12 protein-coding genes and 1 pseudogene are annotated in these 16,668 nt (G+C 64.0%); 6 read left to right on the top strand and 7 right to left on the bottom strand.

Going from position 1 to position 16,668, the window contains the following annotated elements:
* Positions 1-410: 410 nt before the first annotated feature.
* Positions 411-1,631: an NAD(P)/FAD-dependent oxidoreductase gene (locus tag ACE10X_RS34695; RefSeq protein ID WP_038387739.1), complete on the top strand. Its 1,221-nt coding sequence runs from the start codon at positions 411-413 to the stop codon at positions 1,629-1,631.
* A gap of 74 nt (positions 1,632-1,705) precedes the next feature.
* Here ACE10X_RS34695 and ACE10X_RS34690 read toward each other — a convergent pair whose 3' ends face one another.
* Positions 1,706-2,836, bottom strand: a complete 1,131-nt coding sequence (locus tag ACE10X_RS34690; RefSeq protein WP_038387740.1) for a GNAT family N-acetyltransferase — start codon at positions 2,834-2,836, stop codon at positions 1,706-1,708.
* 464 nt (positions 2,837-3,300) lie between these two features.
* Here ACE10X_RS34690 and ACE10X_RS34685 point away from each other — a divergent pair, with 464 nt between their 5' ends.
* The 3 genes from ACE10X_RS34685 (at position 3,301) to ACE10X_RS34675 (ending at position 6,539) form a co-directional block, all read left to right on the top strand.
* The gene (locus tag ACE10X_RS34685) at positions 3,301-4,155 is read left to right on the top strand and encodes a WecB/TagA/CpsF family glycosyltransferase (RefSeq protein WP_051003243.1); all 855 of its coding nucleotides are present in this window, start codon (positions 3,301-3,303) and stop codon (positions 4,153-4,155) included.
* Positions 4,156-4,230: 75 nt separating this feature from the next.
* Positions 4,231-5,520 (top strand): O-antigen ligase family protein, encoded by a 1,290-nt coding sequence (locus ACE10X_RS34680; protein WP_375763437.1) that lies wholly within the window; start codon positions 4,231-4,233, stop codon positions 5,518-5,520.
* Positions 5,517-6,539 carry a glycoside hydrolase family 5 protein gene (locus ACE10X_RS34675; RefSeq protein WP_375763436.1) on the top strand — a complete coding sequence of 341 codons (1,023 nt, stop codon included), beginning with the start codon at positions 5,517-5,519 and terminating at the stop codon, positions 6,537-6,539. The genes ACE10X_RS34680 and ACE10X_RS34675 overlap by 4 nt, the downstream gene beginning before the upstream one ends.
* A gap of 26 nt (positions 6,540-6,565) precedes the next feature.
* On the opposite strand, the pseudogene ACE10X_RS34670 reads toward ACE10X_RS34675, so the two are convergent.
* Positions 6,566-7,776: pseudogene (locus tag ACE10X_RS34670) on the bottom strand (amidohydrolase family protein).
* A 187-nt stretch (positions 7,777-7,963) separates the two neighbouring features.
* On the opposite strand from ACE10X_RS34670, the gene ACE10X_RS34665 reads away from it, so the two are divergent.
* Positions 7,964-9,184 carry an MFS transporter gene (locus ACE10X_RS34665; protein WP_304557932.1) on the top strand — a complete coding sequence of 407 codons (1,221 nt, stop codon included), beginning with the start codon at positions 7,964-7,966 and terminating at the stop codon, positions 9,182-9,184.
* Positions 9,185-9,302: 118 nt separating this feature from the next.
* Here the strand turns inward: ACE10X_RS34665 and ACE10X_RS34660 are convergent, their stop codons facing one another.
* The 5 genes from ACE10X_RS34660 to clpB all read right to left on the bottom strand — a co-directional run bounded on the left by ACE10X_RS34660 (position 9,303) and on the right by clpB (position 14,562).
* Complete coding sequence (locus tag ACE10X_RS34660; RefSeq protein WP_028334885.1) at positions 9,303-9,494, bottom strand: hypothetical protein; 192 nt, start codon at positions 9,492-9,494, stop codon at positions 9,303-9,305.
* Positions 9,495-9,575: 81 nt separating this feature from the next.
* Positions 9,576-10,391: a family 1 encapsulin nanocompartment shell protein gene (locus tag ACE10X_RS34655; protein ID WP_038387747.1), complete on the bottom strand. Its 816-nt coding sequence runs from the start codon at positions 10,389-10,391 to the stop codon at positions 9,576-9,578.
* Entirely contained in the window at positions 10,384-11,445 is a 1,062-nt protein-coding gene (locus tag ACE10X_RS34650; protein ID WP_038387748.1) for a Dyp-type peroxidase, read from the bottom strand. The genes ACE10X_RS34655 and ACE10X_RS34650 overlap by 8 nt, the downstream gene beginning before the upstream one ends.
* Positions 11,446-11,593: 148 nt before the next feature.
* Entirely contained in the window at positions 11,594-11,848 is a 255-nt protein-coding gene (locus ACE10X_RS34645; RefSeq protein ID WP_028334888.1) for a DUF2171 domain-containing protein, read from the bottom strand.
* Positions 11,849-11,949: 101 nt separating this feature from the next.
* Complete coding sequence (clpB, locus tag ACE10X_RS34640; RefSeq protein ID WP_038387749.1) at positions 11,950-14,562, bottom strand: ATP-dependent chaperone ClpB; 2,613 nt, start codon at positions 14,560-14,562, stop codon at positions 11,950-11,952.
* Between the two features lie 668 nt (positions 14,563-15,230).
* On the opposite strand from clpB, the gene ACE10X_RS34635 reads away from it, so the two are divergent.
* The gene (locus ACE10X_RS34635) at positions 15,231-16,637 is read left to right on the top strand and encodes a hypothetical protein (protein WP_375763435.1); all 1,407 of its coding nucleotides are present in this window, start codon (positions 15,231-15,233) and stop codon (positions 16,635-16,637) included.
* Positions 16,638-16,668 lie beyond the last annotated feature (31 nt).

Raw genomic sequence — 16,668 nt, 5'->3', positions numbered from 1 at the left:
GGTTGGATTTACCTCCGGCGCCCGGTCCAGTGGCGCGGACTTTGCCGGATGGGACTGCGCTTGCGCGTCAACGCGATCTGTCGCAGCTCGATGGCCTGGCAATTGCCTCGCCATCCTGCTGCGGAGCCTGCAAAGGTTCGGTTTCATGGCCGACCGTCGTGCAAGCCATGTGCCGAGAGACCGCTGATCGTGGTCCGGACGTTTTCATTAACCTCGACTCTTGAACTCGCCGTGCTCGATCGGCAAGGCGGCACCGCAGGCAAGGAAATTGCAGTTCTGCGGCCAACTAGAGCTTTTCCCGTTCCGATGGAATCGGAACGGCGCTCTAGATTCTTGTTTTGACGCGTTTTCTTCACGCGAACCGGTATCCACTTCGCTCGAAAACGCTCTAGCCGTCGGAGCGGACAAACATGATTGCCGAGAAAAGTGCGACCAAGCCGATCGTGGCCTGCGAGGCCGAGGTCATCGAGGCGGACGTCGCAATTGTCGGAGCCGGTTTAGCAGGCTCGCTTGCAAGGGCTGTGTTCGCCCGGGCCGGGTACCGGGTCATCCTGATCGACAAGCGTTCGATCCCGCCGGATGAATTCCGCGTCGAGAAGATCGCCGGACGGCAGATCGATATCCTGCGCCGCCTCGGCTTCATCGACGACGTCGAGGCCATTGCCGCGCCTTATGACCGGGTGCTCAACATCAGGAGCGGCAAGCTGGTCGATATCGGCGTCGGCCGGTCCTACGGGATTTCCTATGCCAACCTCGTCAACATGGCACGCGGCCTGACGCCCGATGCGTCGAGCTTCCTGCTCGACCAGGTGACCAATGTCAGCTGCAGCGAGGAACGTCAGCAGTTGACGCTGGTCTCCGGAAAGCGCGTCGTCTCGCGTCTGGTCATTCTGGCGACCGGCATGACGAACACGCTCGGCCACGGTCTCGGAATGCGCCGGCAGATGCTTGCTGCGCGCCACTCGGTCTCGTTCGGCTTCACGATCGCACGGCCGGACAACGCGCCGTTCGATTTCGATGCGCTGACCTGCTATGGCGAGGAGGCGGCTGACGGTGTCGACTATCTCAGCCTGTTTCCGATGTCGGGCGGCATGCGGGCGAACCTGTTCATGTTCCGCGATCCGACCGATCCGATCATGCGCGAGCTGCGCCGCGACACCAGACGGACGCTGCTTCGCCTGATGCCGGGATTGCAGCCCTATCTCGGCGATTTCGAAGTGGTCGGCCAGGTGCAGAACTGGGTCATGGATCTGACTGTGACCGAGGGCCATCTGCAGCCGGGCGTCGTGTTGATCGGCGATGCGTTTCAGACCAATTGTCCCGCAGCCGGAACCGGCGTTGGCCGACTGCTGGTGGACGTCGAACGTCTTTGCACGGACCATGTGCCGCGCTGGCTGGAGACCGCCGGTATGGGCGTGGACAAGATTGCGCAGTTCTATTCCGATCGGGACAAGCTCGCCGCCGATCAGCACTCGCTGCACCTGGCGAACTTCCGCCAAGCCTTGACGTTGAACACCGGTGTGCGCTGGAACTTGCGGCGGAAGCTGCACTTCCTGCGCCGCATGATCACCCACCGGGTGGACCGGATTCATCCGGGATGGGTGATGCGCGTCCGCAGCGCGCTCCGCTAGGCGAGTCGTCGCGCCGAGATCATGTTCACAATGAGCTGCAGCGCGATGATGATCCGAGCCGATCTCATCGCGCTTTAGCGCGTGCCGGTCGAGGTGCGGACCGGCCTGAGGTCGGTCATACGCTTGGCGGCCTGCTTGATCCAGGGTGCCTGCTTCAAGGCAAACAGCGCGAGCGAGCCGGCCGCGCTGCCGGCCTGCGTGACGGCAGACATCGGCGTCGGCTGACCGCCGAACTGCATCTTGTAGGGTTCGTCACCGATGGTGAAATCGAGCACGCGGTCGCCGCGCTCGACGCAATCCCTGGCGACGCCCTCGAATGTCAGCGCGCCGATCGATTGGCTCTTGTATCCCTCGATGTCGAACGCCGTCATGACGACGAGGACGCTGCCGCGGTGGACCAGCCCAAGCGCGGTGGCGATGACGCTGCCGTCCATCTTCATGGCGTAGAGCCGGGCAAAGGAGCCCATGCCGCGAAGCGCCACGCTCGAGTAGAAATCGAAATACTCCGGTCGCTGCAACAGGTCGCCATCACCCTGTTCGTGAAACCGCGGTCCGCGAAACTTTCTCATCGTCTCCATGGCTTCGCCGATGGAAGCGCTGTCGTCGCAGCATGAGAAGGTGAGTGTGCCCTTCTTGTGGATCTGGCGCCGTTTCTTTGCCAACTCCTTCTGATACGACTTTCCCAATGCATTGGTCTGCCATTGCTCAAACGGCGCGACCAGGACCGTCGCGTAAGCATTGGTATCCATCAGGCTGCGGTGGGGCGCGCCGAGCAGATTCTCGATCGGCATTCTCGCGTCGAGCAGCTTTGGTATGCGCAGCAGGTCGAACGGCCGCAGCAGATGTCGAAGCCTTTCGCAGGCACGCTGGTCTTGCAGCAGGTCGGTGAAGGTCGCGATGCTGCAGACCGGCGACAAATAGTCGGACACGCGGAGATCGGCGAATTCGATGGTGCGCATCGGGCCGCGCCGCACGCGCAGCATCGGCAGCACGGCCGCAAGCGACTTGTTCGCACGATGGCGGATGGCGACGACCAGCGGCTTGGCCGACGCGGCGGGAGCGAGCTTGCGGTAAAGGCTGTCCAGCCATAGCGGATGTTGGAAGGCGGTCGCGTCCGAGCCTTCAAATAACTTTACGTACTCTTCAGACAGGAAGTCGAATGCGTCGTCGATGCTGACATCGAACGCGTCATCATTCTTGTTCATGTGAGACCAAACAAAACGACAGTTTCAAAGCGCCGATTGAATCCGGCACGCCGCCCTTATAGCAAAGGTCGATCGGCTCGGGCAGCGGCAGAATACGATTTGTATTAACGCAATGCGTCGACCTTTGCACATTGTTGCTGGGTCGAGTCACTGCCGTCATCGTATCGACTGCGATCGGCCGTCAACTCAACGTGGCCGCGTCCCAGGGATCAGCATCGTTAACAATCCCTTAAGGATCAGCTCAATCGCGGCGTGGTGAGATAATCGCACACGGTCTGGACCGGATATTGCAGTTAAGGGCTCGCAAGTCCTGGAGTCCCGCCGAAATGCTGAGTCACAGCCAAAAAACCCGCGCTTCCTACGCAATTTCGTTCCCGCAGGCCGACCGCAAGCCGGCTCGGCGTCTCAATTCGGACATGGCTGCGCCACCTGTCCGGATTTGCGACATATCGCGGGCCGAGCAGATGTCCTCGGCGCCGGCGCAGATCGGATCATTGCCACACGGTGCGAGGGAGCGACGTATCAATCCTGTCGGCAGGGCTGCGACTGCCGGTGTTCCCCGGGCAACCATCGGTGGACTGCGGCTCGCCGTGCTCGATCGCGAGCAGACAGCGGAGTTCATGGTCGAGGCGGTGCATCCGAGCCGGCGTGCCAATCGCCCGCTGTATCTGACCTCCGCCAACGGCGAGGTGCTGTCGCGCTGCTCGATCGAGCCGATGACGGACCGGCTGTTCCGTACCGCCGATCTGATCAATGCCGACGGGCAACCACTGGTCATGGTGTCCAAGCTTCGATCGCCGAATCCGCTTCCCGAGCGCGTCGCGACCACGGATCTGTTTCACGACGTCGCACGCAAGGCGGAAGAGCTCGGACTGACCTTCTATCTGTTCGGCGCCAACGAAGCCGAGAACAAGGCTGCCATTGCCAATGTCCGCCGGGCCTATCCGGCACTCAAGATCGTCGGCCATTCGCACGGCTATCTGCGCGGCGACGCACTGCGGGCCAAGGTCGACGAGATCAATGCCCTGGCGCCTGATTTCCTTTGGGTCGCGCTCGGCGTGCCCTATGAGCAGGCTTTCGTCGACGAGTTCATGCCTCGGCTCGGCAATGTCGGCGTCATCAAGACCTCGGGCGGGCTGTTCAACTTCCTGTCCGGCTCGCGGCCGCGTGCGCCGAGATGGATGCAGATCGTCGGCCTCGAATGGGCCTGGCGCCTGTGGCTCGAGCCGCGGCGGCTGTTCTGGCGCTACCTGACGACCAATCCGCACGCGCTCTATCTGCTGTTCAACCGCACCCGATCCTCGTCAGCGAAGGACTGACACCTCTAACGAGTGCAATGTGCCGCTCCGATCCACCGGAGCAGCAGGCTCGTTCCATGAGCGGAGTACAACCGAATGGACGGACGTGCGATCGACGGATCGATCTGGCAGGCACCCGGTGTCGGGGCGGAAAATTTCGCCAGGACCGTCGTCGGTTGGTCGATCACCATCAATGTGATCATGTCGATGGGGACCTTCCACGCCGCGTTGCTTCCGACTGAATTGACCCTGGTGCAGCAGGCCGTCGCCCTGCTGATGTGGGGTGTCCTGATCTACGCAAGCCTGTTCATCCGTCCCTGCCTGCGGCTGGCCCTCAATCTCGACACGCTCGTGATCGTCGCGTTCTATGCGTTCGCCACTATCTCCGTGTTGTGGACCAACCTCGGCGTGGCGGCCCTGATGAAGGCGGCGGCGCTCGCGATCACGACGCTTGGCGCGTTCTGTATGATCACCCGCCTCGATATCGACGACATCGTGACATCGGCCACCCGCGGCCTGTTCGTGCTGATCGCGGCCTCTGCGCTTTGTGCGATCGTCCTCCCGGACATCGGGGTCGATCAGACCTGGATGCACAAGGGACAGTGGCAGGGCGTCTTCGAGTCGAAGCAAACCCTCGGGTTCGCCGGGGCCTATCTCATGTTCTTTGCCTGCTATCGAAAGATAGCGGGACAAGGATGGCTGCCGTTCCTCGTGACGTTCGCGCTGGCCTCCACCTGCGTCATGCTTTCGGAGTCGCGCGGCGCCGGCGCCCTGTCGCTGGTTGCCTGCGCGCTGCTGATCACCTCCCTGTGGTCGGTCCGGTGCATGCAGGTCTACGCGATGCTGCCATGTGTCATGTGCGTCGCGGCCGTGCTGCTGATCCTGTACTTCTATACGACCGGCTACGACTCGATCCATGTCTTCGACACGACGATCGACTTCACCGAGCGAACCTTCATCTGGCAGTACGCCATCAGCCATTTCGATGACGCGCCGCTGTTCGGATTCGGCATCAACGGATTCTGGACCAATCCGGCGATCTACGATTATTTCAACCAGAACCACGGCTGGGTCCTCGACAATTACCACAACGGCTATATCGCCATTCTCGTCGAGACCGGATTCCTGGGCTATTTCCTGTTCACGGCGAGCGTCTTCCTGTTTTCCTACAAGGTGCTCTGCCTGATCGCAGGGCGGGCGATCGACCGTCTGCATTGCGCGTTGATCATCGGGTTCGTCTTCCTCAACTGCCAGACTAATTTCACCGAGACGGTCTTCCTCCGCTCGACGATGTTCACGTCGGTGCTGCTGATCGCATTCTTCCTCGCCATTTGCCGGCCGGTGCCGTCGTCGCGCGTACAGCCGCGCGAGTTGGAGCAGCCATGACCGCGTTCCGATTGCTTCTGCAAAGAGCCTTCGTCGTGCTGGGGGCGGCGCTTGCTGTCCCGCTGATCGCACCGGCGAAGGCTGCGGGGCAGGGGGCATCGCTGGACGTCGCGGCGTTGGGGCGGGGCATTAATATTCTCGGCTATGACGGCATCTGGGAAGGCTACCGGAACGCGCCGTTCCGCCTGGAAAACCTCGCCGCGATTCGCAGGGCCGGCTTTTCCCATGTCCGGATCAATTTCTTCGGCTTCAGGCATATGGATTCCGGCAACATCCTCGATGATGCCGTCCTGCGGCGCCTCGATGCCGTGATCGAGCAGGTGCTGGCGAGCAGGCTCGTTCCGATCCTCGATGAGCACGACACAGATCTCTGCCAACGCGACGTGGCCGAATGCGGCGTGAAGCTCAGGGCATTCTGGCGCCAGGTCGCCTCGCGCTATGCGCGGAAATACCCGGCGCTGGTGTTCGAGATCCTGAACGAGCCCGGCGGCAACATGACCTCGGCCGAGTGGAACGCGTTGCTCGGCGATTGCCTTGCCATCATCCGGGATAGCAACCCGAAGCGCAATGTCGTGGTCGCGATCCTGAACACCGAGGAGCTGCCGATCGATCAGCTGGTGCTGCCGGCCGGCGACCGAAACCTCATCGTCACATTCCACTATTACCTGCCGCTGCAATTCACCCATCAGGGCGCGCCGTGGTCGCCGACCTTCTCGAAGATCGGTCCGTTGCGCTGGGGCTCTGCGGAAGACGAAGCCAGGGCCTCGGCCGATTTCGACAAGATCCGGTCCTGGTCCGAGAAGGAGAAGCGCCCGATCTATCTTGGCGAGTTCGGTGTCTATGAACGTGCTCCCGCGGAGAGCCGCGCGACGTATCTGTCGTTCATGGCGAGAAGCGCGGAACGAAATGGCTGGGCGTGGGCTTACTGGCAGTTCGACCACGATTTTGCGGCATTCGACGGCGCCCGGCAACGCTGGAAGGCGGACATCCTCCGCGCGATCATCCCTCCGGTCCGCTAAGCCGTTCGATGCACGCCGCGTCCGATTCAGGATCGGCCGGCGGCCTTGACGACGCGATTGTCCCGCGCGGTGAGCACGCCGCCCTTGTAGACGGAACGCCCGGACGGCCGCGCGACCACGGCCTCCTGGATATGCACGGCGTTCAAGGTCACGAAATCGGCCTTGGCCCCCACATGCAGGCCGTAGTCCTCGAGCCTGAGCGCCTTGGCGCCGGCCGCAGTGATCATGTCGAACGTGATCGCGAGTTCCTCGTCGGTGTAGAAACCCGAGCGGTACCCGATCATCATGGCACGGCCCAGCATGTCGCCGTCGCCATAGGGCGACCAGGAGTCGCGGATGTTGTCGTTGCCGCTGAACACGGTGGACGCCGGCTTTCCGCAACAGGGCGACGGGCGGGAACGGCCGGCTGCCCGGCGCATTCGTCATGATCGCCACGCCCGAGCGCGCCAGGCTGTCGGCAGTCTTCTTCAGCGCGTCGGCGGAATGTCGCCGAGCCCGTAAGCGTGGCTGACGGTGACGCGGCCCTCCATGCCGAGCGCACGGGTGCGCGCCGCGATCTGCTCGACCTCGAAGGCGCCGAGCATGCCGCCGTCATGAAGATGGATATCGACATCGACGCCGTGCTTTTGCGCTACGCCAAACACGACGTCGAGATGGCCCTCGACATCCCGGTCGAAGCTTGCGGGATCGAGCCCACCGACGGCGTTGGCGCCGAGCTTGATGGCCTCGTCGAGCAGCTGCGGCGTGCCGGGGCTGGTGAGGATGCCGTTCTGGGGAAACGCCACGAGCTGGATATCGATCAAATCCCGGTATTCCTCGCGAACCCCGAGGATGGTCTCCAGCGACTTCAGCCCCACCGAACCGTCGACCATGACGTGACTGCGCATCTGCGTCGTGCCGTGTCCGATGCAGAGGTCGAGCTGGTTCCGCGCGCGCACGTCCATCGGAGCGGCGCGGCAAGGTTCTCGGCCTGAAACGCCACCCGCTCATGAACGTCGAATCCGTTGGTGCAGGGACGGTGCGGCCGCCAAGTATCGCCGTAAAAACTGGTGTCGAGATGAATGTGGCCTTCGACGAAGCCGGGCACGACCAGCGCATCGCCGAGATCGACGATCTCGACCCCGCTCGGGCGGTCGCCTTTCGCCTCAATCGCAACGATGCGGCCGCCACGGACCAGCAGATCGCGGCTGGTGCCGTCACCGAGCCTGGCATTGATGAAGAGTTTGTCGGCTGGCATCGGATCTGTTCCTCTTGTCGCTTGCGTCGCATGCAGATCGCGCGGCTCTCCATGCCTTGCCTAACATGGTCGGAGGAATAATACTCCGCTCGCACAAGCAGACAAGGAACCGAGAGCGTTGCCGGAGATTGCGAGCAGGGAACAGTTCGATGTCAAGCGCGCAGCCTTTGCCGCGACCATCGGCAACATGCTGGAGTTCTACGACTTCATCACTTACAGCTTCTTTGCGACCGAGATCGGGCGCACCTTCTTCCCCGCGCACAGCGAATACGGCAGCCTCATGCTGTCGCTTGCAACCTTCGGCGCTGGCTTCCTGACGCGGCCGATCGGCGGCATCGTGCTTGGCGTCTTCTCCGACCGGGTCGGGCGGCGGCCGGCGATGCTGCTGAGCTTCGCACTGATGGGCGGCGCGATCCTGACCATTGCGCTGACGCCATCCTATGCCGCGATCGGCATTGTGGCGCCGGTCATCGTGATCCTGGCGCGGATGGTGCAAGGATTTGCGCTCGGCGGCGAGGTCGGGCCGACCACGGCCTATCTGATCGAGATCGCTGCACCGAGGAACCGCGGCCTCGTGGTCGCCTGGCAGCCGGCCAGCCAGGAGATCGCGGCGACGGTGGGCGCGCTTGTCGGTGTCATCCTGAGCAGTGCGATGGCGCCCGACATGCTGCAGGCCTATGGATGGCGCATCGCGTTCCTGCTCGGGGCCGTTTGTCTGCCGTTCGGCATCTGGATGCGCCGCACGCTGCCGGAAACGGTCTCGCATGGGGAGCACGTCGCCGGGCAGGCCGAACGCTCGAGCCATGTGGCGCTGGCGCGCCGGCATCTTCGCGTCATCGTGCTGGCGGTGATGATCCTGGCCAGCGGCACGATCTCGACCTATGTGACGCAATACATGACGACCTACGCCAAGAATACGCTGCACGTGTCGCCGTCGCTGGCGTTCACGGTCTCGCTGGTCAGCAACGGACTGCAGATCATCGGCGCGGTGCTGGGCGGCTGGCTTGCCGACCGGCTCGGACGCAAGCCGATCATGATCTGGCCGCAGCTGGTCGTGCTGGTGCTGACCTATCCGGCCTTCCTGTGGATCGTCCAGGACCCCGGTGCGTGGTCGCTGCTGTTCGGCTTCGGCATCCTGTCGTTCATCGGATCGCTGCCGTTCACCGCGTTCTATGCCGCCTTCACCGAAGCGCTGCCGCAGAACATCCGCGGCGGCGTGTTCGCCACGATCTACGCGGTCGCCATCGCGACGTTCGGCGGCACCGCGCAGCTCGTGGTCACGTGGCTGCTGCACGTGTCGGGGGATCCGCTGGCGCCGTCCTGGTATCTTCTGCTCGCGGCGGCGGTCGGCATCGTGGCGATGAGCCTGATGCCCGAGACCGCCCCGGTGAAGGTCGGCGAGAAGTAGAGCGTTTTCGAGCGAAGTGGATACCGGTTCGCGTGAAGAAAACGCGTCCAACAAAAATCTTGAGCTCCCGTTCCGATTCAATCGGAACGGATGAGGCTCGAGGCGCCGGCAGACGCGCTCAATCCATGTCGCGAAAGGCGTGGCCGTTGGCCTCGATTTCCTTCACGAGCTGCGGCGGCAGATTGGCCTGCGCCGAGGTGCCGTCGAACACCCAGTCCTTGGCATCGGCAAGGTCGGGAAGACCCGCGCCCTTGCGGACATAAAGACCGACCGATGTCTTCTTCGGATTGATGTAGAGATCGTAGTCCATTGCGCGCCTCCTCTCCGTTGCAGTTCGACGGAAGCTCCGGCCACGGCCGGAGACTTCCCGGATGAGTCAACGCCGGTAAGACTAGGCGGGTTTCTTCGCCTCCGGCGCAAGCACCACTGACGCCTCGCTCGTCAGCATCAGGAAGGTGATGGTCTCCTGGAAATACAGCTGAACCGATTTCGCCGAGTGGCTGAGATAGCCGATCGAAAGGTCCTGGCCGATCGAAAGCTGGAAATCGCCGCCGCGGGTGGTGAGCAGCACGCCGCCCTCGATCGCCGGCGCCCAGATGATCTTGCCGTCGATCAGGCGCTGGATGTGCTGCAGCACCGGATAGCCGTCGTCGGTCGCCCCGCCGATCGCGGTGTAGGGCTCGGTGCCGAGCAGCAGCGTATAGGGACCGTTGACGCCGGCGAGCCGCAGCTGGCTGACCGCCTGCGCGACCACGGCGGGATAGTTCTTGACGCTCGACGGCAACGTCAGCACCGGGTTGCTGGTGCCCTGACGGATGCCCTGAATGCCGGCGGCCGCGTAGCCGTCGAACACCGCGCGATCCTCGGCGAAGGCAATCTTGCGCGCGGCATCCTTGAGCGGATCCCAGTCGGAATCGTTCGCGCCGCGCTCGACATCGTCGATCGCCTGGCGCGAGAGTTCGAACGGCACGCGCAGTTCGACCAGCGCCTGGACGTCGCGTTGCGTCGCCTCGACCCCGTCGCCCGGCGCCGCAATCTTCTTGAGATGACCGGTGCCGACCGCGGAGAAATCCGTTCCCTTCGGACCGTCGAGGTCGACGACACGGCGCGCCGCCAGATGGCGCTTCAACGTGCGCGAGGCCTCCTCTTCGATCTGGGCCCATGCCGCGTCCGAGATAGGGGCGAGTCCCCGATGAAGATTATTCATGTCCAGCCTCTCCTTTCAGCGAGCCGATCCCGAGCGAGCCGTCGGACGGCGGTATTCCTGGTGCAGGTGTGTCGGCGGCCCCGGCGTCATCCAGAGACGGCTCGGCGGACGAAGGTGCCGACGCCTCGCTCGCGACTTCCTCCAGGAAGGTCGCCGACGGGACGAAGAACAGCATGCCGGTCACGGCGCGGCTGAAGTCGAGCAAACGGTCGTAATTGCCCGGCGGCTTGCCGACGAACATGTTCTCCAGCATCTGCTCGACCCGGTGCGGGGACTTGGCATAGCCGATGAAATAGGTCCCGAACTCGCCCTTGCTGATATTGCCGAACGGCATGTTGTCGCGGACGATATCGAGCTCCTCGCCATTCTCGACGATCGTGGTCAGCGCGTTGTGCGCGTAGCTCGGTTTCACCGCATCGTCGAGCTCGATGTCGGACAGTTTGGTTCGGCCGATGATCTTTTCCTGCATCTCGACCGGCAGCTCGTTCCACTTCTTCAGGTCGTGCAGGTATTTTTGCACGATCACATAGCTGCCGCCGGCAAAGGCCGCATCCTCGTCGCCGATAATGGTGGCGTCGGTGGCCGCCTGGTCTTCCGGATTCTCGGTGCCGTCGACGAAGCCGAGCAGGTCGCGTTCGTCGAAATATTTGAAGCCGTGCACCTCGTCGGAGGTCGCAACCGCATCGCCGAGCCGCGTCATGATCTGGGTCGCGAGCTCGAAGCACAGGTCCATCGGCACGGCGCGGATGTGAAACAGCAGGTCGCCCGGCGTCGCGACGGCGTGGTGGACGCCATTGATCTCGCGGAACGGATGCAGACCTTTCGGCTTCGGCGCACCGAACAGCCGGTCCCATGCGTCGGAGCCGATGCCCATGACGCATGACAGCCGGCCCTCGAGGTCGCGGAAGCCCACGGCACGCAGCAGCGCGCCGAGGTCGGCGCATAGCGACCGCACCACCGCATCATATTCCGGATTGGGCTTGAGCGTGACCGCAAGGAAGATGGCCGCGCGCGTCAGCTTCGCAGCGACCGGTTGCGGAACGGCTGATGGCACGCAGGTCTCCTTGACTAAAACGGCACTTCCACGAGGACAAAAGGCAGGCGCTGGACGCCGGATCGGCGTCCAGACAGGGGCAGAGGAGCATGCCGGTGGAGCCTTTACAAGGGCTCGAATGGCTCACGCGCTTGCAGAGGTGCCTGCCTCAATCGACGGGCTTGCCGGACTTCTCTTCCTCGAGCGTCACCGCAATCGCGGCGTTGGCCGAGAGCCGAACCTTGGAGCCTTCGACACCCGCCACGAAGCCGAGCTCGATGAAGTGGTGATGGCCCTTGTGGAAGCCGTCGCTGTCGCTTTTCTTGAGCTTGATGCGGTTGCCCTCGACGTGATCGACGGTGCCGACATGCACGCCATCGGCGCCGATGACCTCCATGTTGTCCTTGATCTTGTGCTGCGTCATGGCGCTCTCCCTGGTTGCAGGTCAGCTTGTATAGTCGGCTTGCATATGATGCCGGCAGACGACGCGGCGATGACAGCACGTCGTGGGCAATCCGGCCTGTCTCACACCGGTTCGAATTCGTCCGCGGCCGCGTTCTCCGGCTTCTTGCCGTTGAAGGTGAGGCCGGCCTTGGTGGCCGAGAGTTTTACCTCTGAGCCGTCGCGCACGTCGCCGGAAAGGATCATCTCGGCAAGCGGATCCTGCACACTGCGCTGGATCACCCGCTTCAGCGGGCGGGCGCCGTAAGCCGGATCCCAACCCTTCTCCGCCAGCCAGTCGCGCGCCTTCGGATCGAGCTCCAGCTCGATCTTGCGATCCTCCAGCAGCCGGCGCAGCCGAGAGAACTGGATCTCGACGATGCGGCCCATGTCGCTCTTCTGCAGCCGGTGAAACAGAATGATCTCGTCGATCCGGTTGAGGAATTCCGGGCGGAAGTGCGCCCGCACCATGTTCATCACCTGCTCGCGCACCGCGCTCGTGCTCTGGCCTTCCGGTTGGTTGACCAGGTACTCGGCGCCGATATTCGAGGTCATGATGATCAGCGTGTTGCGGAAATCGACGGTGCGGCCCTGGCCGTCGGTCAGGCGGCCATCGTCGAGCACCTGCAGCAGCACGTTGAAGACGTCGGGATGCGCCTTCTCGATCTCGTCGAACAGCACCACCTGATAAGGCCGCCGCCGCACAGCTTCCGTCAGGGCACCGCCCTCGTCATAGCCGACATAGCCGGGCGGCGCGCCGATCAGCCGCGAGACCGAGTGCTTCTCCATGTATTCGGACATGTCGAGGCGGATCATCGCGGTCTCGTCATCGAACAGATATTCGGCAAGCGCTTTCGCAAGCTCGGTCTTGCCGACGCCGGTGGGGCCGAGGAACATGAACGAGCCGATCGGCCGGTTGGGGTCCTGTAGGCCGGCGCGGGCGCGACGCACCGCGGTCGACACTGCGCGGACCGCCTCGGCCTGGCCGACGACGCGCTTGCCCAGCATCTCCTCCATGCGCAGCAGCTTGTCCTTCTCGCCCTCCAGCATCTTGTCGACCGGCACGCCGGTCCAGCGCGAGACCACCTGCGCGATATTGTCGGCGGTCACGGTTTCACTGGCGGACGACGTCTCGCTCGCTTCGACCGCCGCGAGCTTCTTCTCGAGCTCGGGAATGCGGCCATAGGCCAGCTCGCCCGCCTTCTGGAATTCACCTCTGCGCTGCGCATTGGCGAGCTCGGTACGCAACTGTTCGAGTTCGCCCTTCATCTTCTGCGCATCGGAGAGCTTGCTCTTTTCCGACCGCCATTTCGATGTCATGTCCGCCGACTTCTTTTCCAGGTCGACAAGATCCTTCTCGAGCGTCTGCAGGCGGCTCTTGGAGCCGAGATCGGTCTCCTTCTTCAGCGCTTCCTGCTCGATCTTGAGCCGGATGATCTCGCGGTCGAGCGAATCGAGTTCTTCCGGCTTGGAATCGACCTGCATCTTCAGCCGCGCCGCCGCCTCGTCCATCAGGTCGATCGCCTTGTCGGGGAGGAAGCGGTCGGTGATGTAGCGGTTTGACAGCGTCGCGGCGGCGACCAACGCCGAATCCGCGATGCGCACGCCGTGATGTTGCTCGTACTTGTCCTTGAGGCCGCGCAGGATCGAGATGGTGTCCTCGACCGTCGGCTCGGAGACGAACACCGGCTGGAAACGCCGGGCCAGCGCCGCGTCCTTCTCGACATGCTTGCGGTATTCGTCGAGCGTGGTGGCGCCGATGCAGTGCAGCTCGCCGCGGGCGAGCGCGGGTTTCAACAGGTTGGATGCGTCCATCGCGCCGTCGCCCTTGCCGGCGCCGATCAGCGTGTGCATCTCGTCGATGAACAGGATGATGCCGCCCTCGGCCGAGGTCACTTCCTGCAGCACCGCCTTGAGCCGCTCCTCGAACTCGCCGCGATATTTTGCGCCGGCGATCAGCGCGCCGAGATCGAGCGCGAGCAGCGCCTTGTCCTGCAGGCTTTCCGGCACGTCGCCATTGACGATGCGCAGCGCGAGGCCCTCGACGATCGCGGTCTTGCCGACGCCGGGCTCGCCGATCAGCACGGGATTGTTCTTGGTCCGTCGCGACAGCACCTGGATGGTGCGGCGGATCTCCTCGTCGCGACCGATCACCGGATCGAGCTTGCCGTCGCGCGCAGCCTGGGTCAGGTCGCGGGCGTATTTCTTCAGTGCGTCATAGGCGTTCTCGGCCGACGCGCTGTCGGCGGTGCGGCCCTTGCGCAGCGCGTTGATGGCCGCATTCAGGTTCTGCGGATTGACGCCGCCCTTGGCGAGCAGCTTGCCGGCCTCGCTGTCCTTGTCGGCCGCAAGGGCCTGCAGCAGGCGTTCGACCGAGACGAAGCTGTCGCCGGCCTTGTCGGCGGCCTGTTCGGCCGCCGCGAAGGCGCGCGCAGTCTCCGGCGCCAGGTAAATCTGTCCCGAGCCGGTGCCGCTGACCTTCGGCACTTTCGCCAGCGCGTCTTCGGTCGCCTTGAGGATGGCGCGCGAGTTGCCGCCGGCGCGGTCGATCAGACCGGCCGCGAGGCCCTCATTGTCGTCCAGCAGCACCTTGAGGATGTGAAGCGTCGAGAACTGCTGATGTCCCTCGCGCATCGCGAGCGATTGCGCCGACTGAATGAAGCCGCGAACGCGATCAGTATATTTTTCTATGTTCATCGTGGCACCTCAAGGCAACGCAGGCTCGTCGAGATCAAGTCAGCCACGCAGTCCCGCCGGCGACAGATGGCGGAACGATGACATCCATCATGCAACAGCCCCGTGCGATTGCGCCGGCGGAAAAACCGCGGGCCAAAGGCCGTCGCATCTCGCATCGTGTGGTCCTTTCAGGGGAGTGTCAATCGCGGAGCGCGCCCGCTGGGATGCTGCGGTTAAGCCGTTGCGAGGGCTGACGTTCGTCTTTGGCACTCATCCGGGAGCACTGCTACGGCCGCGCCGGCAAGCGGGTGGACGTATCGCGCTGATTGCGGTTCGATGGATCGCTGTGCTCGTGACGCGAGCGCTGGATGAGCATGGATCGCTGTGATCGCACAAAGACCCAAGTCATGTTCGGGACACGCTGTCGGAATCGATCACGTCGCGTTTCGCGTAGCTCGCTCGATGATGCAGAGAAGCAACGCGCGATGTTCCACTGAATCTCGCAACGTTGCATCACGGCGCACTCTGAACCGACCATGAATAGCCGCGTGAGCGCGTTTCCGTTTGCGTCGATGCGTTTCAGGCTGGTGTAAGGTCAAGGCGCTAGCGATGAAGTGTGTCGGTGCATTGCCGATGCACGGAACTTTTGTTCCGTCTCACGTCGAACGTGCTCATCGAAGAGGCTCCCAATGACAACTCGTCTCCTTTCGACCGTGTCGTGCGCAGCGATTGCGACGGCGCTGTTCTATGCGACGGCGGTGCCCGCAATCGCGCAGGATGCGGCATGCGCGCCGGTCTCTGCCGTCGAGACCGCGCCGCCGCCGTTGCCGACTTACGATCAGCCGCCGGTGCCCGGGCCCGGCTACATGTGGTCGCCGGGCAACTGGTCGTGGGACGAGGAGCGCGGCGATTACTACTGGGTGCCGGGCACCTGGGTGCAGCCGCCGCGGGTCGGACTGCTGTGGACGCCCGGCTACTGGGGCGCGTTCGGCGGCGGTTTCATTTTCCATCAGGGCTACTGGGGTGATCGCGTCGGCTTCTACGGCGGCATCAATTACGGCTTCGGCTACGGCGGTACAGGCTATGAAGGCGGCCGCTGGGATCACGGAAACTTCTTCTACAATCGCACCGTGAACAATCTGCAGGGCGCGCGGATCACCAACGTCTACGAGAAGAACGTCACGATCAATCAGACCACCGTCAACAACGTCAGCTACAATGGCGGCCGCGGCGGCATCGAGGTGCGGCCGACGCCGGCCGATCGCGCGATCGCCAAGGAGCAGCACTTCGCGGCGACGCCGTTGCAACGCAAGCAGGTCGAGACCGCAAGCCAGGATCCGAGCCTGTTCAAGCGGACCAACAATGGCGTGCCCGCCGTCGCCGCAACGGCGCGTCCCGGCGAATTGAAGGGACCGGGCGTGGTTCGCGCGCGCGCGGCCGGCGAGGCGGTGCCTATCAACGCTGCACGGCCGGCGGCCGGGGAGCCGGGGCATCCGGGAGCTGCAGCCGCACCCGCAACAGCACCGGCTGCTTCCCACGCGCTCCCGGTCCCGGGAAAGGAGCTTCCGGCGGCGCAACCGCCCGCCGAGGCGAACAAGCCCGCAGCCGAGGAGAAGCGCGCGGCACCTGCTCCCGAGACGAAGGCCGAGCCGCATCCTGCTGCACCGGCGCCGGCCGGATCTCATGCGCTTCCGGTTCCCGAGAAGGGCGTTGCGGCGCATCCACCCGCCGAAGTGAACAGGCCCGCGGTGGAAGAGAAGCGCGCAGCGCCTGCCGCCGAGCCGAAGCTTGAGCCGCATCCTGCGGAAGCGGCGCGGCCTGCCGTGCAGGATAAGCGGCCCGAAGAGGTGCGCAAGGAAGAGCCGCGTCCCGAGCCTGCCGCGAGGCCCGTTGCGCGGCCTGAGCCAGCGAAGCCCGAAGCGCGACCGGAGCCTGCGGCAAGGCCGGAAGCGCGCCCGGAGACGATGGCGCGCCCCGAGCCGCATCCGCAGGCCACCCATCCCCAGCCGGCCGCACGGCCGGAGCCGCACGCCGCTCCGCATGCTGCGCCCGCGGCAGGTCATCCCGCGGAGGAGAAGCGGCAGGAGCAACACTAAGGCACGTCCGCGCTCCGCTGGCTCGTTCCGG

It is taken from the genome of Bradyrhizobium sp. Pha-3 (assembly GCF_042258325.1).
Lineage (GTDB): Bacteria > Pseudomonadota > Alphaproteobacteria > Rhizobiales > Xanthobacteraceae > Bradyrhizobium > Bradyrhizobium elkanii.
This window is presented reverse-complemented; position numbering and strand designations above follow the sequence as displayed.

Bases quoted from the DNA above. Each gene is read 5' to 3' on its own strand.
- ACE10X_RS34695 (WP_038387739.1), top strand. From the start codon at position 411: ATGATTGCCGAGAAAAGTGCGACCAAGCCGATCGTGGCCTGCGAGGCC.
- ACE10X_RS34690 (WP_038387740.1), bottom strand. From the start codon at position 2,836: ATGAACAAGAATGATGACGCGTTCGATGTCAGCATCGACGACGCATTC.
- ACE10X_RS34685 (WP_051003243.1), top strand. From the start codon at position 3,301: ATGTCCTCGGCGCCGGCGCAGATCGGATCATTGCCACACGGTGCGAGG.
- ACE10X_RS34680 (WP_375763437.1), top strand. From the start codon at position 4,231: ATGGACGGACGTGCGATCGACGGATCGATCTGGCAGGCACCCGGTGTC.
- ACE10X_RS34675 (WP_375763436.1), top strand. From the start codon at position 5,517: ATGACCGCGTTCCGATTGCTTCTGCAAAGAGCCTTCGTCGTGCTGGGG.
- ACE10X_RS34665 (WP_304557932.1), top strand. From the start codon at position 7,964: ATGCTGGAGTTCTACGACTTCATCACTTACAGCTTCTTTGCGACCGAG.
- ACE10X_RS34660 (WP_028334885.1), bottom strand. From the start codon at position 9,494: ATGGACTACGATCTCTACATCAATCCGAAGAAGACATCGGTCGGTCTT.
- ACE10X_RS34655 (WP_038387747.1), bottom strand. From the start codon at position 10,391: ATGAATAATCTTCATCGGGGACTCGCCCCTATCTCGGACGCGGCATGG.
- ACE10X_RS34645 (WP_028334888.1), bottom strand. From the start codon at position 11,848: ATGACGCAGCACAAGATCAAGGACAACATGGAGGTCATCGGCGCCGAT.
- clpB (WP_038387749.1), bottom strand. From the start codon at position 14,562: ATGAACATAGAAAAATATACTGATCGCGTTCGCGGCTTCATTCAGTCG.
- ACE10X_RS34635 (WP_375763435.1), top strand. From the start codon at position 15,231: ATGACAACTCGTCTCCTTTCGACCGTGTCGTGCGCAGCGATTGCGACG.